The organism is Micromonospora sp. NBC_01405 (assembly GCF_045040155.1).
In the GTDB taxonomy this organism is placed as follows: domain Bacteria; phylum Actinomycetota; class Actinomycetes; order Mycobacteriales; family Micromonosporaceae; genus Micromonospora.
The window spans coordinates 6,963,297-6,986,734 of sequence record NZ_CP109532.1; the positions used below are offsets into that span (position 1 = coordinate 6,963,297).

At 72.1% G+C, this 23,438-nt stretch carries 22 protein-coding genes; 10 read left to right on the plus strand and 12 right to left on the minus strand.

Features of this window, described 5'->3' with window-relative positions; translation table 11 throughout:
- Nucleotides 1-153 precede the first annotated feature (153 nt).
- Nucleotides 154-993, minus strand: coding sequence for an aminoglycoside phosphotransferase family protein (locus OG559_RS29810; RefSeq protein WP_405110079.1), 840 nt, complete (start codon nt 991-993; stop codon nt 154-156).
- A gap of 5 nt (nt 994-998) precedes the next feature.
- Nucleotides 999-1,754: a LuxR C-terminal-related transcriptional regulator gene (locus OG559_RS29815; protein WP_405110081.1), complete on the minus strand. Its 756-nt coding sequence runs from the start codon at nt 1,752-1,754 to the stop codon at nt 999-1,001.
- Nucleotides 1,755-2,335: 581 nt separating this feature from the next.
- Here OG559_RS29815 and OG559_RS29820 point away from each other — a divergent pair.
- A complete protein-coding gene (locus OG559_RS29820) occupies nt 2,336-3,547 on the plus strand; it encodes an MFS transporter (RefSeq protein WP_405110084.1) in 1,212 nt (403 codons plus the stop codon).
- A gap of 122 nt (nt 3,548-3,669) precedes the next feature.
- On the opposite strand, the gene OG559_RS29825 is transcribed toward OG559_RS29820, so the two are convergent.
- Together OG559_RS29825 and OG559_RS29830 are read right to left on the minus strand one after the other, a co-directional pair.
- Nucleotides 3,670-5,019: an FAD-dependent oxidoreductase gene (locus OG559_RS29825; RefSeq protein WP_405110087.1), complete on the minus strand. Its 1,350-nt coding sequence runs from the start codon at nt 5,017-5,019 to the stop codon at nt 3,670-3,672.
- A gap of 167 nt (nt 5,020-5,186) precedes the next feature.
- Nucleotides 5,187-5,672: a hypothetical protein gene (locus OG559_RS29830; protein ID WP_405110090.1), complete on the minus strand. Its 486-nt coding sequence runs from the start codon at nt 5,670-5,672 to the stop codon at nt 5,187-5,189.
- Between the two features lie 345 nt (nt 5,673-6,017).
- On the opposite strand from OG559_RS29830, the gene OG559_RS29835 reads away from it, so the two are divergent.
- Nucleotides 6,018-6,830 (plus strand): RNA polymerase sigma factor SigF, encoded by an 813-nt coding sequence (locus OG559_RS29835; protein ID WP_405110093.1) that lies wholly within the window; start codon nt 6,018-6,020, stop codon nt 6,828-6,830.
- 20 nt (nt 6,831-6,850) lie between these two features.
- Here OG559_RS29835 and OG559_RS29840 read toward each other — a convergent pair whose 3' ends face one another.
- From OG559_RS29840 to OG559_RS29875, 8 genes are read right to left on the minus strand one after another with little or no spacing between them, the layout of a single operon-like run.
- The gene (locus OG559_RS29840) at nt 6,851-7,783 is read right to left on the minus strand and encodes an NAD(P)-dependent oxidoreductase (protein WP_405110096.1); all 933 of its coding nucleotides are present in this window, start codon (nt 7,781-7,783) and stop codon (nt 6,851-6,853) included.
- Complete coding sequence (locus OG559_RS29845; protein WP_405110099.1) at nt 7,780-8,634, minus strand: ketose-bisphosphate aldolase; 855 nt, start codon at nt 8,632-8,634, stop codon at nt 7,780-7,782. The genes OG559_RS29840 and OG559_RS29845 overlap by 4 nt, the downstream gene beginning before the upstream one ends.
- A gap of 11 nt (nt 8,635-8,645) precedes the next feature.
- Entirely contained in the window at nt 8,646-10,160 is a 1,515-nt protein-coding gene (locus tag OG559_RS29850; RefSeq protein ID WP_405110102.1) for an FGGY-family carbohydrate kinase, read from the minus strand.
- Nucleotides 10,157-11,044: a MurR/RpiR family transcriptional regulator gene (locus tag OG559_RS29855; RefSeq protein ID WP_405110105.1), complete on the minus strand. Its 888-nt coding sequence runs from the start codon at nt 11,042-11,044 to the stop codon at nt 10,157-10,159. Before OG559_RS29855 ends, OG559_RS29850 begins: the two co-directional genes overlap by 4 nt.
- Complete coding sequence (locus OG559_RS29860) at nt 11,041-11,847, minus strand: MBL fold metallo-hydrolase (protein ID WP_405110108.1); 807 nt, start codon at nt 11,845-11,847, stop codon at nt 11,041-11,043. Before OG559_RS29860 ends, OG559_RS29855 begins: the two co-directional genes overlap by 4 nt.
- On the minus strand, nt 11,844-12,782 hold the full coding sequence (locus tag OG559_RS29865) for a hypothetical protein (RefSeq protein WP_405110111.1): 939 nt from the start codon (nt 12,780-12,782) through the stop codon (nt 11,844-11,846). The genes OG559_RS29860 and OG559_RS29865 overlap by 4 nt, the downstream gene beginning before the upstream one ends.
- Complete coding sequence (deoC, locus tag OG559_RS29870; protein ID WP_405110114.1) at nt 12,779-13,471, minus strand: deoxyribose-phosphate aldolase; 693 nt, start codon at nt 13,469-13,471, stop codon at nt 12,779-12,781. Before deoC ends, OG559_RS29865 begins: the two co-directional genes overlap by 4 nt.
- Nucleotides 13,458-14,039: a glucose-6-phosphate isomerase family protein gene (locus tag OG559_RS29875; RefSeq protein ID WP_405110117.1), complete on the minus strand. Its 582-nt coding sequence runs from the start codon at nt 14,037-14,039 to the stop codon at nt 13,458-13,460. The genes deoC and OG559_RS29875 overlap by 14 nt, the downstream gene beginning before the upstream one ends.
- A 430-nt stretch (nt 14,040-14,469) precedes the next feature.
- Between OG559_RS29875 and OG559_RS29880 the strand changes: the two genes are divergently transcribed.
- The 8 genes from OG559_RS29880 to OG559_RS29915 all read left to right on the plus strand — a co-directional run bounded on the left by OG559_RS29880 (nt 14,470) and on the right by OG559_RS29915 (nt 23,431).
- The gene (locus OG559_RS29880; RefSeq protein WP_405110120.1) at nt 14,470-15,531 is read left to right on the plus strand and encodes a sugar ABC transporter substrate-binding protein; all 1,062 of its coding nucleotides are present in this window, start codon (nt 14,470-14,472) and stop codon (nt 15,529-15,531) included.
- Between the two features lie 19 nt (nt 15,532-15,550).
- On the plus strand, nt 15,551-17,104 hold the full coding sequence (locus OG559_RS29885; RefSeq protein ID WP_396672278.1) for a sugar ABC transporter ATP-binding protein: 1,554 nt from the start codon (nt 15,551-15,553) through the stop codon (nt 17,102-17,104).
- A complete protein-coding gene (locus tag OG559_RS29890; protein ID WP_396672277.1) occupies nt 17,101-18,135 on the plus strand; it encodes an ABC transporter permease in 1,035 nt (344 codons plus the stop codon). The genes OG559_RS29885 and OG559_RS29890 overlap by 4 nt, the downstream gene beginning before the upstream one ends.
- Nucleotides 18,136-18,165: 30 nt before the next feature.
- A complete protein-coding gene (locus OG559_RS29895; protein ID WP_405110125.1) occupies nt 18,166-19,152 on the plus strand; it encodes a sugar phosphate isomerase/epimerase family protein in 987 nt (328 codons plus the stop codon).
- 4 nt (nt 19,153-19,156) lie between these two features.
- A complete protein-coding gene (locus OG559_RS29900; RefSeq protein WP_405110128.1) occupies nt 19,157-20,140 on the plus strand; it encodes a 1-phosphofructokinase family hexose kinase in 984 nt (327 codons plus the stop codon).
- Nucleotides 20,137-21,480 (plus strand): L-fuculokinase, encoded by a 1,344-nt coding sequence (locus OG559_RS29905; protein ID WP_405110131.1) that lies wholly within the window; start codon nt 20,137-20,139, stop codon nt 21,478-21,480. The genes OG559_RS29900 and OG559_RS29905 overlap by 4 nt, the downstream gene beginning before the upstream one ends.
- Entirely contained in the window at nt 21,467-22,090 is a 624-nt protein-coding gene (locus OG559_RS29910) for a bifunctional 4-hydroxy-2-oxoglutarate aldolase/2-dehydro-3-deoxy-phosphogluconate aldolase (RefSeq protein WP_405110134.1), read from the plus strand. Before OG559_RS29905 ends, OG559_RS29910 begins: the two co-directional genes overlap by 14 nt.
- A gap of 318 nt (nt 22,091-22,408) precedes the next feature.
- Complete coding sequence (locus OG559_RS29915; protein WP_405110137.1) at nt 22,409-23,431, plus strand: fatty acid desaturase family protein; 1,023 nt, start codon at nt 22,409-22,411, stop codon at nt 23,429-23,431.
- Nucleotides 23,432-23,438: the final 7 nt, after the last annotated feature.

A 23,438-nucleotide genomic window follows, 5' to 3' on the forward strand; every position in this document is an offset into this window, starting at 1 on the left:
AGAGCATCGTTCCCCGCTCCCCGGGGAAATCCTCCCGGGTCGGGTTCCCGGCACCTTCGATGCCTCCGCCGGACGCGGTCCGGCCCCCGGCCCGACGGGGTCAGCCGTCGGACCGGGGGCCGGTCGGGGTGCGCGCACCGCCGTGGAACGTCGCTAGTACTCGCCGCGGCCGAAGGCGGCCAGTTCCGCGGAGTGCCCCGGGTTGCTGACGTACGTCGCCCCGATCGGGGCGGTCACCCGGCACCACATGTCGAGCCGCTCCACGTCGATGCCGGCCGCCGCTGCCAACTCGTCACGCCGGCGCAACATCTCCGCACGGTCCAGGCCCTCCAGCACGTAGTCGACCGCGTCGAAGCAGGGGTCACCGGCGCAGGCCATCGGGTCGATGGCCACCAGGCCCTTCGCACCGCCGCTGAGCACGTTGCCCAGGTGCAGGTCGCCGTGCAGCAGCACGGTGTCGGTGGGTGCCGCGAACAGGTCGTCGCGCAGCCGCTTCGACCCGGCGAGGTCGGCGCCGCGCCGCACCGCCGAGTTGAACAGCACGTCGATCCAGTCCTCCAGCCGGCGCGGCGAGGCCGCCGGGTCCCCGACGCCGTGCAGGTCGTTGAGGAACGCGGCGTACTCCGCCGGCGAGGGCGGCTGCGGCATCTTCTCCACCAACGTGCCCGGGTGGATCGATTCGAGCAGCACCGCGCCCTTGGCCACCGCCAGCACCGCCGGCACCCGCCCGCTGGCCGCGAACTGGCGCAGCATGTCGACCTCCTCCCGCACGGCGTAGCTGTCGGGTGACAGCTTCAGCACCGCGTCGCCCTGCGGGCCCCGGCACCGGAACACCACCGAGGAGTTGCCGGACTTGAGCTGGTCGCCGAGGTCAAGCCCCCACTGCTCGACGAGTTCGTCCAGCCGCTGGGTCAACGTGCCGACCCAGCGGTGCGCCGCCTTGCCGAACCTCGGCTCCAGCCGATTCGTGATCGCTTCCAGATCAAGGACCATCCCACTCACCTCTTCGTCGATCGCGCGTCGGCGTACGCGGCGGAGTCGCCCACCTTCGGCAAGGGTGTGACGCCCCACCTGTGGGCCAGCGGGACGCTGCCACCGGAAACCCGGTCGGGACTCGGCGCGGGGCGCTCCAGCCTGGCCTTTCGGGCGACCTCGATCGCCTCGTACCGGTCCGACACGTTCAACTTGTTGAAGATGGTCGAAATGTGGTTGCTGACCGTCTTGGGCGACAGATGCAGCTGCGTGGCGATCGCCCCGTTGCGCATGCCCGATGCGATCAGCTCCAGCACCTGCCGTTCGCGCGCCGTCAGCTCCGGGAAGAGCTGCTGGTTGCGGGGCTCCCGGCCGAGCTTCGCGATGAGTTGATCGGCCACCCTGGGTCCAAGGATCACCTCGCCCGTCGCGAGGCCCCGGATCGTCCGCACGATGCCGTCGCCCGGGCAGCTCTTGAGCACGTAGCCCCGCGCGCCGGCGCGCATGGCCGCGAAGACCGACCCCTCGTCCTCGACCGCGGTGAAGACCAGCACCGCGGTCGAGGGCGAGATCCGGGCGATCTCCTGCAGCGTCACCCCCGCCTGGAAGTCCGGCAGCTCGATGTCGAGCACGAGCACGTCGGGGCGCAGCGACGCCGCCCCTTTCATCGCCTCCCGCGCGGTACCCACCTCGGCGACCACGGTGACCTCGGCCGAGGAGGACAGCAGGGCACGCAGGCCCTTGCGCACCACCGGCTGGGCGTCGGCCAGCACAACTGTCACGGCACGCGATCCCGCCTCGTACGCGACACCTCCTGGCTCCCGCCTCATCGTAAGAGCCGATTCGGTGGTCGAGCCCACGCTGACCATCACTACACCTCACCCGTCCTAACTGGCCCGCGACGCCCCCCTTCCGTGGAGGCGTCGCGGAATCGCCGACTCCACATCGGCGTGAACATCTGATGACCACCAACAGAAGAACATGCGTACTTAGCCGTACGGTATCCATGTCTATCTTCTGACGCAATTGCAGTGATCAAAGCAATATTAACGATCGAAGGAAGCTTCTCGACGACGCAACAGCCCACATCGGACCGGACGGCCGGGACGAAACCCGCGGACCGCCTGCTCAACGCCTCGCCCGACCCGGGATGCCCGCCCTGGTCGGGCCGCGCGACTAGCCCACCGCGCTCCGGGCGTCCACGGGCAACCGTCCCGGTCGACCCAGGAATTCGTCCCACCCTCCGGCCCACCGAACGCCCTGTCCCGCCCGGTGCCGCCACCACGATGATTGACGCCGACCGCCCCCCACACCAGGATGTGCGAATATGCCCTTTTCGCGATTGATTGAATCCGGAACCCGTTTGGTACCGACCGATCCGCTACGCAGGAAACTGATCGCGATCCGGCTGGCCGAATCGATCGGCAAGGGAGTCTTTCTCAGCGGCAGCGTCGTCTACTTCACGCTCCGCGTCGGGCTCGACCCCAAGCAGGTCGGCCTGGGCCTGTCCGCGGCGGGCATGTCCGCCTTCATCTCATCGGTCCTGTTCGGCGTGATCGCCGACCGGGTGGGCGCGCGCCGGCTGCTCGTCATGCTGTTCGCCGCGCTGACGGTGGGATTCGGGCTCTACGCCCTGGTGGACAACGCGATGCACTTCTTCGCCCTGGTGGTCGCCGTCGGCTTCATCGAGTACGGCACCGGCCCGACCAACGGGGCTCTCGTCGGCAACCTCGTGCCCGCCGAGGAACGGGTCAAGCTCAAGGCCATGATGCGGTCGGTGTTCAACATCGGCTTCAGCATCGGCATCGGCGTGGCCGCCGTCGCCGCGCTCAGCCAGCGGCTGCTCGTGCTGATCCCGCTCACCACCGCCGCGCTGATGGCCAGCGCCGCGCTGCTGGTCACCCGCCTGCCCGACACGCCGTCGCGTCCCGTTCCGGTGGGCTTCAAGCGCTTCGCCGCCGTACGCGACCCGCGCTTCCTCTCCGTCGTCGGCGTCTCGACGGTGCTCGCCTCCCACGTCACCGTCATCCTGGTCACGATGCCGCTGTGGGCGCTCAACCGCACCTCGCTGCCGCACTTCCTGATCCCGCTGCTGCTCATCTTCAACACGGTGTTCGTCATCCTGTTCCAGGTGCGGGCCAGCCGTGGCGCGGACACCGTGGACGGTGCCGGCAGGCTCGCCCGGCGCTCCGGGTACTGGCTGGCCGGCGGCTGCGCCGTCATCGCGGTGACCGCCCTCAACGACGACGTCGTGCTGGTGTCCGTCGCGATCGTCGCCGCGGTGCTGATCCTGTCGGTGGCCGAGGTGATGCAGGCCGCCTCGGGGTGGGGCCTCGCCTTCGGCCTCGCCCCGGAGCACGCCCAGGGCGAGTACCTCGGCGCGTTCGACCTACACGTGATCACGCAGAACATCATCGGCCCGGCCATGCTGTCCGGCCTGGTCATCGCCTTCGGCTTCTGGGGCTGGCTCGGCATCGCGGTGGCCGCGTTGGTCGCGTCGGCGCTGATCGTCCCGGTCGCGCGCCGCGGCGAGGTCACGCTCGCCCGGGCGACGGCCTCCGCGACCAGCCCGTAGGCCCCACACCGTCGGCCGGGGTCATCCCGGCCGACGGGCCGGGCGCCCGGCGTCCCCGTTCGCGCCGCTGGTGGGGTCGGGGAGGATCCCGACCGTGGGCCGGGCGGCGGTCGCGGCCGGGATCAGGTCCCCGGGGCGGCTCCGGGCCGGGCACCCCGCGAAGCGCCGCCGCGCAGCACCCGGCGCACGATCGCCGGGCGCAGCAGCCGGTGCGGCGGGTCGACAAGGTTGAGGACCCGCAGGAAGGCGGTGCCGAGCACCGCGTCGGTGCGGGCGGCGGCATGAAGCCGGTGCACGTACGCGTTGACGAGCCGCACCCGCGCCGTCCGGCGCCCGTCCACCTCGGGGAAACGCAGATCCGTGCCGACCGCGATGGACCACGGTCCGTCGATCAGCTTGCCGGCCCCGCGGAAGAACCGCCGCCACAGCCGGTCCCGGTCGCCCGCCAGCAGGGTCCGCAGCAGCAGGCCCTCGGTGGCCGCGACCGTCATGCCCTGACCGTAGACGGGGTTGAAGCTGCACAGGGCGTCCCCGAACACCAGGTAGCCGAGCGGAAAGCGGCGCAGCCGCTCGTAGCGCCGCCGGACGCTCGCCGGAAACCGCATCAGGGCGGGTTCGCCGACGGGGGTGGCCTCGCGCACCAACCGGCTGATCAGCGGCAGACCCAGCGACTCGGCGAACCGCGCGTAGCCCTCGTCGTCCAGCGGCGGCTGCTCGCCGAGCACCCCGGCGAGGGCCACCCCGAAGCGGCCGCCCTCCTGGGCGGCGACGATGCCGGTGCGCGGACGCCCCGGAACGGCGTTGGTCAGCGCGCCGAGGAGGCCGTCGAGGTGGCGGGGGTCGCGCTCGTAGTTGCGGGTGACATAGGTGACGTCGACCGCGACCCGCTGCTCGGCCGGGGCCGGACAGCCGAGCGCGGTCAGCCACCCCGGGGTGCGCGACGCCCGGCCGCAGGCGTCGACCACCAGATCGGCGTCGAGTCGGTAGGCCGCCCCGTCGCGCGGCGTCACCAGGACACCGGTGATCCGGCGACGGTCGTCGGTGCTCAGCAGACCGGTCGCCTCTGCGGGCGGCTGGAAACGGACGTTCCCCAGCTTCTGCACCCGGGCCCGCACCGTGCGCTCCAGCAGGGGGCGGCTGACTCCCACGCCGATGAGCTGGGACGGGGATCGGCGCATCGGGTAGCCGTCGTTGCACCAGTGCACCTGCCCGTTGAGGTCGACGAGGGGTGCGCCGGCCCCGTGCAGCTCGTCGCTGAGACCGTCGAACAGTTCGTCGAGCGCCTGCCGTCCGCGGGCCAGCAGAACGTGTAGCTGACGCGACTGGGGCACCCCGCGCCGTGGCGCCGCCACCTCGGGCAGGATGTCGCGGTCGACGATCGTGACGGTGTCGTACGCGTCGCTGAGCACCCGGGCGGCGATCAACCCACCCATACTGGCGCCCAGTACCACGGCGTTGCCTGCGCGGACCATGGTCGAGACGGTAGGCGACCGGGGCGTGCCGGTCCTCTTCGAGATTGCGCAACCGGCACGACAACCGATCGGGGCCGGCCACTGAGGACGTCGCCCGGGTCGGACGAAAGCTGTCCTCAGTGGCCGGCGGCCGAGGTGGTCAGGGCGAGGTGGTCAGGGCGAGGTGGTCAGGGCGAGGTGGAGAGCGTGGCGGCGAGCCCGAAGCCACCGCAGCAGAGCAGCCCGAACACGACCAGCGTGGCGAGCAGGATGCTGTAGTTCGACCACATGCCGAACTTCGTCACGTCGGTGCCGTGCCCGTCGTGGACGCGGTTGCGCCAACCGCCGAAGCGGAACGACAGGGCGTGCAGGGCCCCGGGGTGGGCGACGAGCGCGGTGGTCATGACGGGGATGCCCATGAAGTCGGTGTAGCGGACGTCGTGCGGCCCCGCCGGGACGGCCACGTACCAGGTGCCCTCGCCGGGGATCGGCACCGCCTGGCGGTCGATCTTGAACTTGCTGGTGGTCGGTGCGGGCACAATGTACGGCCCGCGGTTGACCGAGACGGCCAGCACCGCGTGGCCCGGGGGCGGCGAGATCGGGTGGGGGTAGGCCATCAGCGGCGTGACGGCGCCGGGCATGGGTGGGTACGACGGATGAGGAGGGTACGACACCGCCACATCCTGGCACGGCCCCGCACACCCCGGCAGGACCGCCGGTGGTCACGGGGCGGGCACCGATCGGCGGCCGAGCCGGCGCAGGCCCTGCCAACTCTCGCGCCCCCGAAATCCGGTTTACGGCAAAGCGAAGACGCACCACCCCACATCATCCGTTCGGCTAGTAATTAGCCAATCCTTCGGGTAGTGTTCGCGGCATCATCTGGACGACATGACGCGGTGGCGAGGCCCGTGATCGTGGCCTTGCGACAGCGCACCCGCCCGTACGTGTGCTCCGGCGACAGCCGGTTCGGAGATCTTCCGGTCGATCCGATCCACGGGCACGTGCGGAAGGACCACCCCATGGCCACCACCTTCACACCGGCGACCAGCACCCGCCTCGGCGGACGAAGCAGCGCGCAGAACGCCGAGAGCGCCGACGACCTCCTGGCCGCGATGGCCGCCACCCCGGCCGACGACCCCCGCCGACCGGCACTGCGGGAACGCGCCATCGAGGCGTGGTTGCCACTCGCCCGCCACCTGGCACGCCGCTACGCCGGACGCGGCGCACACGACGAGGACCTGGCCCAGACCGCCGCGGTCGGGCTCATCAAGGCGGTCGACAACTTCGACCCCACCCGGGGCGTCGACTTCACCGGATACGCCATCCCCACCATCATCGGCGAGATCAAGCGGTACTTCCGTGACCGCACCTGGGCCGTGCGGGTGCCCCGCCGCCTACAGGAACTACGCCTGACGATCAGCGAGGCGAACAGCACCCTCACCCAGACGTTGGGGCGATCGCCGACCGTGGCCGACATCGCGACCTACCTCGACCTGACCGAGGAGGCGGTCCTGGAAGGACTGGAAGGGGCCCGGGCCTACCGGGCCACCTCGCTGTCCACCCCGATCGGAGCCGACGGCAGCATGGAACTCGGCGACACCCTGGGCGCCAACGACCACGGCCTCGACCTGGCCGAGATCCGCGTCGCCCTCGGCCCGGCCCTCGCCACGCTGCCGGAACGCGAACGCAGGATCCTGAGCATGCGTTTCCACGGCAACCTGACCCAGGCCCAGATCGCCGGCCGGATCGGCGTCTCCCAGATGCACGTCTCCCGGCTCCTCACCCGAGCGCTCGCCAAGCTGCGCGGCCAGCTCTGCGAGGACTACGCCTGACCTCCGGTCCGTGCCGCGGTTCAGCGACCCCCGCCCTCGACGCCGAGGGCGGCGAGCAGGTTGTCCACCGCGGCGTCCGACGCCCGGCGGACGCTCTCGGTCGTCGCGGCGCCGAGGTGTGGCGTCGGCACCACCCGGGGATGGGCGAGCAGGGCCGACGGCTCCGGCGGTTCGCGGTCGAAGGCGTCGACCGAGTACAGCGCGATCCGGCCGGACTCCAGCTCCGCCAGCAGGGCCGCCTCGTCGACCAGGGTCGACCGTGCGGTGTTGAGCAGGACGGCGTCGTCGCGGAGCAGGGCGAGTTCGGCGGACCCGAGCAGCGGCCCGGCCGGTGACGGCGGGACGTGCAGCGACACGACCTCACTGGTGCGCAGCAGGGCCTCCAGCGGCAGCAGCGCCACGTCGCCGCCGTCAGTGACAAAAGGATCGTGCGCCACGACCCGCATGCCGAGGCCGCGCGCCAGGTGGGCGAGGCGGCGCCCGATCGCGCCGAGGCCGACCACGCCGAGGGTACGCCCGGCGGCCTCCCGCCCGGTGCCGCGCCGCCAGTGGCCGGCGCGCAGGGCGGCGCTGGCCTCGGGCAGGCCGCGCAGGCCCATGAGGGCGAGCGCGAGGGCGAGTTCGGCGACGCCCTGTGCGTTGGCGCCCCGGGCGGTGAGCACCTGGACGCCGGCCGCGTCGGCGGCCGTACCGTCGATGGCGTCGCGGCCGGCGCCGTTGCGGCTGATCGCCCGCAGGGCGTCGGCGTGGGCCAGGACGCCCGCGTCGATCGTCTCGACGCCGGCGATCCAGCCGACGACGCCGGGCAGCGCGGCGGCGAGTTCCGCGCCGGTGGGCTGCCGCCCCGGGGCGGGTGCGACGACGGTGAAGCCGGCGGCCCGGAGCCGGTCGACGGCGGCCGAGCCCGGTGCCGACATCGACCGGGGGGTGACGAGGATCCGGGGCGCGGTCATGACAGCACCTGCGGTGTCTGCGGGCCGAGCAGCGTGATCAGGCGCTCGACCTCCGCCGCCATGGCGTCGCGGGCCGGCGCGACGTACTTGCGCGCGTCCAGCAGCCTGGGGTCCGAGTCGAGCCGCTCGCGCACCACCCGGGTGAAGACCTTGTTGAGGTGGGTGGCGATGTTGACCTTCGTCATCCCCCGGGTGACCACGGCCCGCAGGGTCGCGTCGTCGACGCCGGAGGAACCGTGCAGCACCAGGGGCACCGGCACCAGCTCGGAGATCGCGGCGACCAGTTCCAGGTCGACCACCGCGTCGCGGGACGCCATCGCGTGGGAGGTGCCGACCGCGACGGCGAGCGAGTCGACGCCGGTCTCCTCGCAGAACCTGCGGGCCTGGCCGGGGTCGGTCCGCACCCCCGGGGCGTGCACGCCGTCCTTGCCGCCGACCTCACCGAGTTCCGCCTCGACCGCGACGTCGCGGGCGTGGCAGTGCGCGACGATCCGGCGGGTGGTGGCCCGGTTCTCGTCGTCGGGCAGCCGGGAGCCGTCGAACATGACGGAGGTGAAACCGAGATCCACCGCCTGGTGGACGAGGTCGACGTCCTCGGCGTGGTCGAGGTGCAGCACGACGGGGACGGTCGCCGCCTCGGCGAGCGCCCGCGCGGCCAGCGCGAGGGGGCGCAGGCCACCGTGGTAGCGGACCGCGTTCTCGCTGATCTGCAACACCAGCGGCGCGCGGGCCGCCTCGGCGCCGGTGACCAGCGCCTCGGCGTGCTCCAACAGGGTGGCGTTGAACGCCCCGACGCCGTGCCGCGCGCTGCGGGCGGCGGCGAGGAGGGGGCGTGGGTCTGCGAGGGGCATGACGGCTTCTCCTATGTCGTGGTGCGGTGGTGGTCGGTCGCCGCCGCGGCGGCGTGGGCGCGGGTCGCCGCGCGGGCGGCGTCGAACCGGGCGCGGGGCAGCGCGTAGGCGGCGAGGTCCGGTCGCGGTTCGACGCGCACCGCCGCGCGCCGGGCCGCCCGCAGGATCGCGGTGTCCGTCCAGGCGCCCGTGCCGAGCAGCGCGAGCGTCGCGGCGCCGAGCGCGGCGCCGTGCTGCGCGTCGTCCGGGCGGCTGATCGGCCGGCCGACAAGGTCGGCGAGGACCTGGAGCATCAGCCGGCCGCGGGCGCCGCCGCCGGTCGCGGTGATCTCCGGGGCGGCGGGTACGGCGGCGAGCATCGGGCGCGCGGCGTCGGCCAGGCTGAAGCCGATGCCCTCGACCAGGGCGCGGGCCAGGTGGCCGTGCGTGTGCCCGAGGTCCAGCCCCAGGTACGCGCCGCGCACGCCCACGCCGCCCTCGGCGACGGTGCCGCCGGCGAGGGTCGGCACGCAGGTCAGCCCGTCCGCGCCGACCGGTACGGCGGCGGCCTCGTCGAGCAGGGCGTCGAGGTCGTCGTCGCGGCCGAGCACGGCGGCCAGCCAGCTCAGGCTGCTGCCGCCGCCGAAGGTCGACAGGGCCGAGATGTACAGGCCCGGCAGGACGTGGTCGAACACGAACGGCCGGCCGACCGGGTCGAGCACCGGGTCGGCCGCGGCCACCGTGACCCAGTTGGAGGATCCCAGCGACACGTACGCCTCACCGGCGTGGTCGAGGCCCGCCCCGAGCGCCATGCACGAGTTGTCGACCCCGCCGGCCACGACGGGTGTCCCGACCGGTAGGCCGGTGGCCGCCGCGGCAGCCGCGGTGAGCCGGCCGACGACCTCGGTGGACGGCACGACGGGCGGCCACCAGTCGGCCGGCAGCCCGAGAGCGGCCAGCACGTCAGGCTGCATCCGGCGGGTACCGAGGTCGTAGGCGCCGCTGCCCGAGGCATAGCTCGGGTCGGTGCGCTGGACACCGGTGAGCCGGGCGTTGATCCAGTCCTTGCTGCCGAGGATCCGCGTCGTGCGGGCGGCGACGTCCGGGTGCGCGGAGCGCAGCCACGCGGCCTTGAACACCGTGTACATGCCGCGCGGGAAGCCGTTGCCGGTGCGCGCGTACCAGTCGGTCTCGTCGGCGTCGGCGAAGTACGCCGCCGCCGCGTCCTCCCCACGGGTGTCGGACCAGATCGGCACCGAGTCCAGCAGGGGCGCGCCGTCCGCGTCGACCGGCACCATCGCCAGGCTGTGCCCGGACAGCCCCACCGCGACGACGCGGTGCCGGCCGGCGTCGGCGGCCAGCAGCTCCCGCGACGAGCCGACGACCGCCGCCCACCAGTCCGTCGGGCGCTGTTCGTGCCGTCCCGGTGCCGGATAGGCCGTGGGGTAGGGGGCGAACGCGGTGCCGACGACCTGTGCGGCCAGGTCGACGAGGGCCGCCTTGCAGCCGCCGGTGCCCAGGTCGAAGGCGAGCGCGACGTCGCTCATATCTCCTCCCGCCGGTCCGCGCCACCCTGGTACGGCAACCCGGTACGCATCTGCGCCAGTCGGGTCTTCATCTCGCGGACGTCGCCGAGCGCCGACTCTCCCCGGCGCAGCAGGGTCATGGTGGCGATGGTGTCGATGACGACGAGCTGGGCCAGCCGCGAGATCGTCGGCGTGTAGACGTCGGTGTTGTCGAGGGACTCGACGATCAGCGCGATGTCGCTCAGCTCGGTCAGCGGCGACGGGCCGCCGGTGATGCCGACGACGGTCGCCCCCCGGTCCCGGGCGACGCGTACGGTGTCCAGGATGGAGGCGGTGCGACCGGTGTTCGAGATGGCCACCAGGACCGTCGACGGTGTGCTGGTGGACGCGGCGAGGAACTGCTGGTGCGTGTCGATCGGCGCCGAGCACGGCACCCCGAGCAGTGGGAACTTCTGCTCCGCGTCCATGGCCACGATGCCCGAGGCGCCGAGCCCGATGAAGACGACCCGGCTGGCGGCGGTGATGGCTCCCACCGCCCGGTCGAGGGCCTGGGGGTCCAGGTGGCGTCGCACGTGGTCGAGCGAGGTGATCGAGAAGTCGAAGATCTTGCTGACCAGGGTGGCCGTGCCGTCCTCGGCCTCGATCACCGACTGCGTCGCGGGGATGCCGAGCGCGACGCTCTGCGCGAGCTGGATGCGGAAGTCGTGGAACCCGTCGCAGCCGATCGCGTTGGCGAACCGGACGATGGTCGGCTGGCTGACCCCGACCGTCTCGGCGAGTTCGGCCAGCGTCATCCGGACGACCCCGTGGGGATCGGCGAGGACGACGTCGGCGACCTTGCGCTCGGAACGACGCAGTGTCTCCAGGCCCTTGTTGATGCGCTCCAGCACGGTCCCGGCGTTCATCGGGCAGCCACCAGGTCGAGGGTGTCGCCATGGTGGGGTACGCGCACCGTGACGCCGCGGCGCGCGGCGGCGTCGAGGTCGAAGGTGGCCGGATCGACGGTGTTGAAGTCAAACATTCCCCAATGATGTGGCACCAGGGTGGGGATGCCGGCAGCCGCGCAGAGCTCGACGGCCTCGGCGAAGTCGAAGTTGCCGGGTACGCCGTGGGCGAGCCGGTGCGCGTCGCGTCCGTTGACCGGTAGCAGCGCCACGTCGATGTTGAGTTCGCCGAGCCGTTCGACCTGCCCGTCCCACGGCGCGCAGTCGCCGGAGTGGTAGATCCGGGTGCCGGCGGCCTCGACGACGTAGCCGAGGAAATGGTCGTCGCCGTGGCTGTCCAGGAGGCGCTCCTCGTGGGCGGCGGGCAGCGCCGTGACCGTGAAGGGCCCGTAGTCGGCCCGGTCGCCGTCGGCGAGGGCGTCCAGCCGGGACCGGGGGGCGCGGGAGCGGCGCAGCGCCTCGCCGAGGACCGCGCGGGGGCAGGCCAGCCGGAGCCCCGGCTGGGCCGCCATCAGCGGTGCGAGGGTGTCCGGGTCCATGTGGTCGGTGTGCGCGTGCGAGCAGAGCACCGCGCGCAGCGGCGGCAGGCCGGTCGCGGTCACCGGCGGCGGGAGCATCCGGACGTGCGGGAACGTCGTGCCGGCGTACTTGCGGGCCAGGGAGTCCGACAGGTACGGGTCGACGAGCAGGTGCGCGTCGCCGTCGGGGCCGGCGGTGGTGAGCCAGAAGCCGGCCTGTCCGAGCCACCGTGCGCGTACCGTCATCGCACCTCCTGGGCCGCGTCGTACAGCCGCTCGAAGTCCGGGCCGCTGGTGGGGATCCCGAGGTCGAACACGGCGTCGATCGCCCTGGTCCAGCCGTGGACGAAGTACCGCCAGCCGTCGGTGACGGTGAGCGCGTCGGCCTCGGCCCGGGCCCGCGCCTGGCGCAGGAAGCCGAGTTCCCCGCGGTAGTTGAACTCCCAGGCGTACCCGCCGTGCGGGAAGGTGGCGTCGTCGCTGAGCGGGGAGCCGGGCCGGTCCTTGCCCATGCCGGTGGCGTTGACCACGAGCGCGCCCGGGGCCAGGCCCGCCAGCAGTTCGTCGTGCACCTCGCCGCGGTCGAGGCGGTGGGTCCGCCAGGTGATCGCCGGGTCGCCGGTGGCGACGTCGGCGGTGAGGGCGGCGAGTCGCTGGTCGGTGACATCGGTGACGACGACCCGCCCGGGCGCGTCGTCGCCGGCCCGGTGGGCGAAGTGGTCGCAGAGGGCGAGGGCGGCTCCGCCGGCCCCCATGACCAGCACGTCCCGGCCCGCCATGTCCGCGACGATGGACCGCAGGGCCATCTGGCTCGTGACGGTGTCCAGGGCCAGGCCGTCGATCCAGCCGTCCCGGGCGACCAGCGCGCTGGTCTCGCGCAGCCGCGCGGCGTCCTCGTTGACCTGTCGCAGCAGGTCGTGGCTGGACGCGTAGAGGTCGAGCTTGTGGGTGGTCACCAGGGCGCCGCGTGAGAGTTCGTCGTCGCGCAGGTGCTCGACGACCCGTCGGTAGACCGCGGGCTCCGCGCCGACCGGCACGTCGATACCGACGAGGTCGACCCCGTCCAGGTCGAGGAGGGGACGCCACGCCGCGAAGACGCGGTGGATCGCCGACGACGCGGTGCTGACGCCGATGAAGTACATGGTGGGCCGGGTGGCCGGCCGCAGGTCGCCGGGGGTCACGGCGTCACCTCCCCGGCCTGCGCGACCAGCCGCACGGCGTACGCGGTGTTGATGCCGAACCGGGTCGCCCCGGCGTCGAGCAGGGTGTGGAGCTGGGCCAACGAGCGGATGCCGCCGGACGCCTTGATCTCCCGGTCCGCCCCGGCGATCTCGCGGATCACGCGGACGTGCTCGGGCGTGGTCGGCCGGGACTGCCAGCCGGTACCGGTCTTCAGCGACGCGGCCCCGGCGTCGACCGCGGCCCGTGCCGCGTCGCGCAGTTGGCTCTCGTCGAGCAGGCCGACCTCGAGGATGACCTTGACGGGTACCCGTCCGTCGACGGCCTCCAGCACGGCGGCGACGTCGCGGGTGGCCGCGGCCAGTTCGCCGGAGCGGACCAGCCCGACGTTCATCACGACGTCCATCTCCTGCACTCCCGCGTCGAGGAGCCAGCGTGCTTCGGTCACCTTGACCGGGGTGGCCGTGCCGCCGGACGGGAAGCCGACCGGGGAGCCCGCGTTGGTGTTCGATCCGTCGAGCAGCGGGCGCAGCACGGGCAGCCAGGAGGGCAGCACGTGAGCGGCGACGAAGTCTCCGGCCAGGGCGTGGCCGGCGAGTTCCTCGACGTCCACGCGGCCGTGCTGGGCCTGCACGGCGCTGATGTCGATCATGCGGGCCAGCGCGTGGCCGGTGATCTCAACGGGGGACATAGGAACGGTTCTCCTCGAGGCGCCATCCGTCTCCATCGGCGACGGCCCGGTGCCGCATGCCGCCGGAGCGGGCGATGATGCCGTAGTCCTGGCCGGCGTCGGCCGGGTAGCAGAAGAGCGTGACCAGGTCGGTGTCGCCCAGGTTCACGCTGCGGTGGATGTGCACCGGCGGCACGTACGCGACGACGCCGGGGCGCAGCTCGGTCACGACGGTTCGGCCGTCGAGGGTCTCCATCAGCATCAGCCCGTGGCCGGCCAGGCAGTGGTAGATCTCGGTGCGGTCATGTTGGGCGTGGATGTGGCCGCGGGTCATGTGGAACTCGGTGCCGACCCGGCCGGGCGACAGGGTGGAGATTCCGGTGATCAGGTCGCCCGCCTCGGTCGACGGGCGGAACTCGTCGACGTGGTAGATGACCCGGTCGGCCTCGGTCGCCAGGCGCGCGGTGAACGCCGCCTCGTCGGCGAAGAGCCCGCCGAGGTCGGCCAGCCTCTTCTCGTAGCGACCGGTGCGTCCGACCATCTCCCCCGGGGTGATGACCAGGCCCGGTCCCTGTTGCGGTGCGGTCACCGTGTTCCTCCTGCTCCGGTCGGCGGACCCGTACGGCACGCCCCTCACCTCACTTTGTAGCAAAATTACATCAGGATGTCACCCACTCGCATGGCCCCGAGGTGTCGTTTGTAGCGAAACGGTCCTGATTTCGCTCGGTTGGTGGAATGCATGGGGGTGCCATAACTGAACTTCACGGATAAATCGGACTCCGAGTGGTAGTACGACTACCGAACCTCGACCCTCCGGCTAACGTTCAGGAAACGCGCGGTTGACTTCCGGGCCGCCAAATGTAGTGTTGCTCCTCAAGTGTGGGCCTACGCACACGGCACGACGTGCATGACCACAGCGAACGTTGAAGGGACGCGTCCCGGGTCACCCGGGCGACATCCGCCACCGACTCCTCAAAGAGCACGGGGAAACGTCCACCCCCACCATCCCTGGAGGAAAGATGTCCAACCGGACACGCGGCAAGACGCTCGCCCGTGGCGTCGCCGCACTGCTGGCCGTCACCCTGGCCACCACGGCCTGCGGTGCCGACGACTCAGGCGGCGGCGAGCCGGCCGACCCGATCGCCGGGCGTCCCGTGCCGACCGACCAGGCTCCGGACTCCGAGGTCAAGATCGCCATGATCGGGTTCGCCAACAACCCGTACTGGGTCTCGGTGAAGGCCGGCGCCGACTACGCCGACCGGGTGCTGGGCTCCAACAAGGGCAAGGTGGACTGGATCGTCGCGGGCGAGAACATCGACGTGCAGACGGTCTCCAGCGCCATCCGCGCCGCCGACGCCCAGGGCTACAAGGGCGTCGGGTTCTTCATCGCCGGCGAGGGCAACTGCGCCGACATCAAGAACCTGTCGGCCAAGGGCATCAAGATGGGCGTCTACAACACCCTCTTCGACTGCGTGGGCACCTCCGGCGGCACCATCAACTACGCCCAGGAGCAGTACAAGGCCGGGCAGACCGCGGCCCAGGAGATGATCAAGGCCTCCGGTGACAAGTCCGGCAAGGTCGGCATCATCGTCAGCCAGTTCACCGCCCCCGGCTCGGAGCAGCGCCGACAGGGCTTCGTCGACGGGCTCAAGGGCTCGAAGCTGACCCCGGTCAGCCAGGGCGTCGAGGCCAAGGACTCCGCGTCCAACACCTTCGCGGCGGCGCAGAACTACCTGCAGTCCACCACCGACCTCGTCGGCATCTACGCCACCGCCGGCGGTCCGTTCGGCGCGGCCCAGGCCGTCGCTGCCGCCAAGAAGCAGGACACCGTCAAGGTCATCGGTTTCGACATCACCACCGAGAACATCGCGGCCGTCAAGGACGGCTCGATGCACGGCGTGATCGGTCAGGACGCGTTCGGTCAGGGCTACAACGTCGCGGTCGAGCTGTTCAACGCCGCCGTGACCGGCCAGCAGCCCGCCGAGGTGAAGCAGGAGGCCACCGCCCCCTTCGTCACGAAGGACAACCTGGCAGAGCACGACCCCTCGGTGAAGCCGCTCGGCGCCCCGGGCGCCTCCTGATCGGAGAAGCCACCACCTCATGGAACCGACTAACCATGTGGACGACGTCAGGCCGGCGGCCCTCGCGGCCGCCGGCCTGACAAAGTCGTTCGGCGCGGTCAGGGCGCTACGCGACGTGTCGCTGGAGTTCCCGGCCGGACAGGTCACCGGGCTGCTCGGTGAGAACGGCGCCGGCAAGTCCACCCTCATCCGCCTGTGCTCCGGCCAGATGCAGCCCGACGCCGGCCGCCTCACCCTCAACGGCGAGGATGTCTCCTTCGCGAGCCCGTTGGAGGCGATCGCCGCCGGAGTGGTGGTGGTGAACCAGGAGCCGCTGCTCATCGGCGAACTGACCATCGCCGACAACCTGTTCCTCTACGACCTCGGTGAGCGCTCCGGGTTCGGGCTGGCCCGGCGCGGGGCGAACGTCCAGCGGGCCCGCGAGCTGCTCGACCGGCTGGAGATGGCCGACTACCTGCCCGACCCGTCGACGCTGTGCCGCAACCTGTCGGCGGCGTCCCGACAGATGGTCGACATCGTCCGGGCGCTCTCCCGCCAGCCCAAGGTCCTCTTCCTCGACGAGCCCAACTCCAGCCTGACGCACGAGGAGTCCGAGCGGCTCTTCGCGGTGATGGCCCGGCTGCGCGACGAGGGCGTGGCGGTCGTCCTCGTCAGCCACCGGCTGGCCGAGGTCTACTCGATCGTCGACAACGTGATCGTGCTGCGCGACGGCACGTTCATCGCCGCCGGCCCGCCCGGCGAGATCGACCAGAAGCGGGCCGTCGCGTTGATGGCCGGCGAACGGAAGCGGGCGGTCGTGGCGGAGGTCATGGCCGACCGGAGCGGGGCGATCGAACAGGCCGAGGTGGCGTTGGAACTGCGCAACCTGACCGGCGAGGGCTTCACCGACGTCAGCTTCACGGTCCGCCGTGGTGAGATCGTCGGGATGTCCGGGCTGGTCGGCGCGGGCCGTTCCGAGATCGCCGAGGCCGTGATCGGGCTGCGCCGCCTGACCGGCGGTGGCATCAGCGTCGCCGGCCGGCCCGTGCGGATCGGCGGACCCGGCGCGGCCCAGCGGCTCGGCCTCGCCTACGTCGCGGAGGAACGCCGCACCGAGGTCTTCCACGCCCAGAGCGTCGGCTACAACCTCACCGTCCGGGTGCTGTCGGACCTGGGTCGGCTCGGCTGGGTCTCCCCACGCCGGACCAGCGCGAAGGCGCGCGAACTGACCGGGCGCTTCGGCGTCAAGGCCGCCTCCAGCGAGGCGCCCATCACCTCGCTGTCCGGCGGCAACCAGCAGAAGGTGCTGCTCGCGCGGGCCCTCGCGGCCCGGCCGAAGGTGCTGATCCTCGACGAGCCGACGCGTGGCGTCGACGTCGGCACCAAGGCCGAGATCTACGCGACGCTGCGCGCACTGGCCCACGACGAGGGCCTGGCGGTGTGGTTCATCTCGTCCGAACTCGAGGAGGTCGTCGAGCTGGCCGACCGCGTGGTCGTCGTCCGTGGTGGACGCGTGACCCTCGATGCCCCGAACAACGCCGGACCCCAGCCCATCGTCGCCGCGGCCATGGGCGCGACCGAAGGATCAACATGAGTGCCACTCTCGCCCCCCAGAGGCAGGAGCGCTCCTGGAAGGAGGGCGTCCTGTCACTCGTCAAGCGCCAGGAAACCGGGCTGCTTGGCGTGATCATCGTGCTGGCCCTGATCGTCAGCGTGGCGAACGAGAACTTCCTCCGTAAGGACAACCTGTACAACGTCCTGCAGACGGTGGTCGTGGTCGGCATCATCGCCGTCGGGCAGACGTTCGTCCTGATCTCCAAGGAGATCGACCTCTCGGTCGGCTCGGTGCTGGCCCTCTCGGCGGTAACCGCCGGCTCGGTCTACGGCAGCGGGGCCAACCCGTGGGTGGCCGCGGCAGTGGGCATCGGCGTCGGCGCGCTGTGCGGTTTCGCCGTCGGCTCCGTCGTCGTGCTCGGCCGGGTCAGCTCGTTCATCGTGACCCTCGGCATGCTCTCCATCGCGCGTGGACTGACCCAGCTCATCACCGGCGGCCTGCCCCAGGCGATGCCGAGCGAGCTGTCCTTCATCGGTCAGGGTCGGGTCTTCGGCGGCATCCCGGTGAGCGTCATCATCTTCCTGGTGCTGGTCCTGATCGGCCAGCTCCTGCTCACCCGCACCGTCTTCGGCCTGCGGGTGACCGCCATCGGTGACAACGACGCCGCCGCCCGTACCGGCGGCATCCCGGTGGCATGGACCCGGGTGCTCACCTTCGTCCTGATCGGCACGCTCGCCGGCATCGCCGGGATCGTCTTCTCCACCCAGGTCGGCGTGGCCGAGGCCCAGGCCGGCATGGGCTACGAACTGGACGTCATCGCGGCGGCCGTCATCGGCGGTGCCAGCCTCTCCGGCGGCCGAGGATCGATCATCGGCGCCTTCCTGGGCGCCTGCCTGCTGGGCGTCCTGCGCAACGCGTTCATCCTGCTGGCCCTGTCGCCGTTCCTCCAGCAGCTCAGCATCGGTCTGGTCATCGTCCTGGCGGCGGTGTTCGACCAGTGGCGTCAGGGCAACCTGGGGCACCTGCACCCGCGCAACCTCCGCCAGCAGCTCATCCGCCGTAAGGCCTGACCTCCACTTCCCCGCGAAAGGACCCGCACCATGAAGCCTCAACCCTTCCGCCTCCACGACCAACGGGTCGTCCGCGCGTTCGTCGAGGCCCGTCGGGAGCACACCCCGACGGAGCCGCGGCTGAAGTTCGGCTGGAGCAACTGGGGGTTCGGCACCGAGGAGCTGGCCGCGACCGCGGCGCGGCTGGAGAAGAACGACGTGCGCTACATCGAGCTGCACGGCAACCTCTACTCCCCCGACCTCGGCTACCGGCCCGACGAGACGCTGCGGGTGCTCGGCGAGCACGGCATCACCGTCTCCGGCGTCTGCGGCATGGTCACCCCCGACCAGGAATTCGCCCACAACCTGCCACACGTGCGGGCCCGCGCCATCGAGTACTTCCGCCGCCAGGCGACGTTCACCCAGGCGGTCGGCGGCTCGTACCTGCTCTTCGGCGCCGGTTCGGTCGGCCGGCCCACGGTCCAGGACTCCTACGAGCTGGAGCGTTCCGCGCAGACGATGCGGCTCGTGGCCGACGACTTCGCCGCCGCCGGCATCCGGGGCGCGGTCGAGCCCATCCGGCCCGAGGAGACCAGCGTGGTGCACACCTTCGCGCAGGCCCTTCGGCTGCTCGACCTGGTGGACCACCCGGCGATCGCGCACATCAACGGCGATCTCTACCACATGCTCAGCGGCGAGCGGCACATCGGCGCCACGATCCTCGACCACGGCGACCGCATGATCAACCTGCACCTGGCGGACAGCAACCGCCACGCGCTCGGCCACGGCCTGCTCGACCTCGACGTGGTGCTCATGGCGCTGTACGCCATCGGCTTCCAGCGTGGCGACAACTACTGCTCGGCGGAGCCGCTCGGCGCCGGCGGCAACCCTTACGCCGCGATGAACCTGCCGCCGCAGCCCGAGCGGCTCGACGAGATGGTGCGCGACACCGTGCGGACGTTCCGCGAGCGCGAGGACGAGGTGCTGGGCGCGAGCGACGAGGAGCTCTACGCCCTCTACCAGATCGAATCCGAGTAGCCCGATGCCGGCGTTCACGCTGCACGTCGTGTGCCCCAACCCGGCCCTCGACCGGCTCCAGGTGGTGGAACGGTTCCGGCCGTTCGAGGTCAACCGGGTGGTCGAGGTACGCGCTCTGGCCGGCGGCAAGGGCCTGATCGTCTGTCGGGGCGCCCGTCGCCTCGGCGCGGGCGTCGCGGCGTACGGCTTCGCCGGTGGCGCCGTCGGCCAGGTGATCCGTGACGGCTGCGTCGACCTCGGCGTGCTCGACCGGCACGTCGGGATCGCCGGTGAGACCAGGGTGACGCCGGTCGTCATCGACCGGAGCACCGGTCGCTCGACGGTGCTCAACGAGCGCGGCCCGCAGGTCACCGCCGGTGAACAGGAAGAACTGTTCGCCGGACTCGACGCGACGGTGCGCCCTGGGGACGTCGTGGTCTCCACGGGCAGTCTGCCGCCGGGCTGCGCCACCGACCTGCACGCCCGGGTCGCCCGGCTGGCGCTCGCCCGGGGGGCGACAGCGCTCGTCGACGCGCACGGCGAGCCCCTCGCCCGGGTCGTCGACGACGCCCGGAGCACCCGGCCCGCGGGTCGGCTCGTGGTCAAACCCAACGCGGAGGAACTGGCCGGCGTGCTGGGCCGGCCGCTGCCGGACCGGGCCGCCACCACGGCCGCCGTACGCGAGCTGCACGCGCAGACCGGCGCCACCTTCGTGGTGACCCTCGGCACCGACGGGGCGGTCTGGACCGACGGCGCCGACGACCTGGCGGTGGACACGCCGACGGTCGAGACGGTCAACGCGACCGGCTCCGGTGACTCGTTCCTGGCCGGCCTCGCGGTCGCCCTCGGCCGGGGCGAGAGCCCGGCGGCGGCCCTGACCCTGGCCTCGGCGATGGGGGCCGCGAATGCAGCCTCGCTCGCACCCGACGTCGACCCGGCGCTGGTCGGGCGGCTGCGGGACAGGGTGACGGTGACCAGGGGGACGGCCGGATGGGCGGCCCACGGATGAGTCAGTTCATCGGCGTGGACATCGGCACCACGCGGACGAAGGTCGGTTGTTACGACACCGACGCGGGCCGGCTCGTCGCGCTCCGGCACGCGCCCACCGTCGTCGACCCCGACCCGTGGGGCGGCCGGCGGGACGCCACGCGACTCGCGGCGGCCGTCGGTGACCTGCTGGCGAAGCTGCTGGCCGACCCGGCGGTACGGCCCGACGACCTCGCCGGGATCAGCGTCGGGTCGGTCGGGGAGGAGGTCGTCCTGCTCTCCGCCGACGGCACCGTCACCGCGCCGGTGCTCGCCTGGTTCGCCGGGCACGGCCAGCAGGCCAAGGCGGCCCTGGGCGGTGACAGCGGCTGGGCCGGCACGGACGAGACCTTCTCGGTGTTCAAGCTGCGCTGGCTGGCGGAGCACCTGCCCGACGAGCTGGCGGCGGCGCGCACCTTCACCTCGCTCGCCGACTTCGTCGCCCGGGACCTGCTCGCCGACCGGACGGCCCCGGTGTTCCTCAACGTCTCGCACGCCTCGCGTACCGGGCTGCTCGACATCCGCGCGGGCCTGCTGCGTACGGACGTGCTGCCGGACCTCGGTGTGGCCACGCCGGCGCTGCCCGACCTGGTCGACAGCGCCACCGTGGTGGGTCGTACGTCGGGCGGCGGCGTGCTGCCGGCGGGTGTCCCCGTGGTCGCCGGCGGCCACGACCACATGTGCGGCGCCTTCGGCACCGGCGTCCGTACCGCCGGCGACGTCTACGTGTCGGTCGGCACCTCGGAGGCGCAGGTGCTGCTGGTCGACGAACTGCCCGACAGGGTCGGACCGGGCCTCGACACGGGGATCTTCGTGGCGGGCGGCCTGCGTTTCGTGCACCGCGCCACCCCGTCCGGCCGGTACTACCAGGCCTGGCACGACATGCTCTACACCGGCGTCCCCGACGCGACGATGTGGGAGGAACTGGCCCGCGTCGTCGACCAGGTCGACCCGGCGGTGGTCGAGGCCGACGTGCGTCGCGCCCGACTGGCCGCCATGCCGATGGACGTCACCCGCGCTCACGCGATGGCCAGCCTGTTGAAGGGACTCGCGGTGGAGGCCGAGGCGACGACCGCGCGGCTGGGCCGGCTCAGCGCCGTCGAGATCGCCGACGTCACCGTCGGAGGGGTGGCCGCCGGCTGGCAGACGTGGCGCCGGTTGCGCCAGGAGGCCACCCGCCGCCGACTGAGATTCGTGGACGAGCCCGAGGCGACCGTTCTCGGCGTCGCCGTTCTAGCCCAGTTCGGTGTCACCGGCCGGGCCGACGTCCCGGTGCACCTGACCACCGCCGAACCCCCAGGAGGAAACCATGAACACGCCTGAGTTGCTGCGAACGCACCGCCTGGTTCCGGTCGTCGTCCTCGACGACGCCGCGTCGGCCGAACCGCTGGCCGACGCGCTGGCGACCGGGGGCCTGCCGATCGCCGAGGTCACCTTCCGCACCCCGGCGGCGGCCGAGGCGATCGCCCGGATGGCCGCCCACGGCGGCGTCACGGTCGGCGCGGGCACGGTCACCACCCCCGACCAGGTGGACGCGGCGGTGCGGGCCGGTGCGCGGTTCGTCGTGTCGCCCGGGTTCAGCGCGGCCGTCGTCCGCCGGTGCCAGGAGCACGGGATCTTCGTGCTGCCGGGCGCGAGCACCGCGACGGAGGTCATGACGGCCATCGAAGCGGGGGTCACGGTGCTCAAGTTCTTCCCCGCCGGCAGCTCCGGCGGGGCCGCGGCGGTGTCCGCCCTGTCCGCGCCGTTCCGTCAGGTCTCCTTCGTGCCGACCGGCGGCATCGACGCCGACTCGGCCGCCGAATACCTCGCGCTGCCGTCGGTCCTCGCCGTGGGCGGTAGCTGGATGGTGCCCCGTGCGGCGATCGCGGCCGGCGAGTTCGACCGCGTCGCGGACCTGGTGGCCGCCAGCGTGGCGGCCGTCGCGCGCTGAACCCGTCCCGGTCGCGCAACAAAGCCCAAACCGCCCTGGCCGGCTCACCGATCGGACGACACTGGAGGTGCGGAGGCACGAGAATCAGCTGGTGAAGGGCCGGGAGGGGGCACACCGTGACATCGGGATCGATGAGCCGACGGATCAAGGATCTGCTCAACAGCCCCAGAGGGCGTGATTTGATGCGGCGTGGCCGCCACCAGGCGGCCAAACCCGGCACTCAGCAGAAGCTTCAACAGTTGGTGGCCCGCCTGACCGGTCGGTCGGGCCGACGCCGCTGAGCCGGCCGGCGGACAGGGACCAGCGGGAGCAGCCATCATGAGCGACACCAGCCTTGACACCGACCGTCAGCGGGGCAGCGACTACGCCGACCTGTCCCGGCAGGTTCGCGCGGAGGGTCTACTCGACCGGCGGCGAGGCTACTACGCGGTACGCATCGGTCTCGTCGTCGGTTGCTTCGCCGGGTTGTGGGCGCTGTTCGGCTGGCTGGGTGAATCGTGGTGGCAACTGGGCGTCGCGGCGGCCCTCGCGGTGGTTCTCGCGCAGGCCGGTTTCGTCGGCCACGACGCCGGGCACCGGCAGATAGCCCACTCGCGCCGGGTGAACGACCTGATCGGCCTCGTGCTCGGAAACCTCCTGACCGGGATCAGCTACGGCTGGTGGGTGGACAAGCACAACCGGCACCACGCCCACCCGAACACCGAGGGCAAAGATCCCGACATCACCTTGGCGGCCCTGTCCTTCACCACCGGCCAGGCCCGGCGCCGGCGCGGCCTCGGCGCACTGCTCGTCCGGCACCAGGCGTACCTGTTCTTCCCGCTGCTCCTGCTGGAGGGCCTGCACCTGCACGCCGCCAGCGTCCGGGCGGTCCTCGGCGGGCGCCGCATCGCGCGTCGACCCGTCGAAGCCGGGCTGCTGGCCCTGCACCTCGGCGGCTACCTCGCCGCCGTCTTCGTGGTCCTGAGCCCGGCGCAGGCGGTCGCATTCGTCCTCGTCAACCAGGGCGTGCTCGGCCTGTACCTCGGCTGCTCCTTCGCCCCGAACCACAAGGGCATGCCGATCCTCGGCGCCGAGGACAACCTCGACTACCTGCGGCGGCAGGTCCTCACCTCCCGCAACGTCCGCGGCGGGGCGTTCCTCGACACCCTGCTCGGCGGCCTGAACTACCAGATCGAGCATCACCTGTTCCCGAGCATGCCGTGCCCCAACCTGCGCCGCGCCCGGCCGTTGATCATGCGCTTCTGCGCCGAACACGACATCGCCTACCACGAAACCACCCTGGGCCGCTCCTGGGCGGAGGCACTGCGCCACCTGCGCGACGTCGGGTCGCGTACCCCGTAGGCGGACG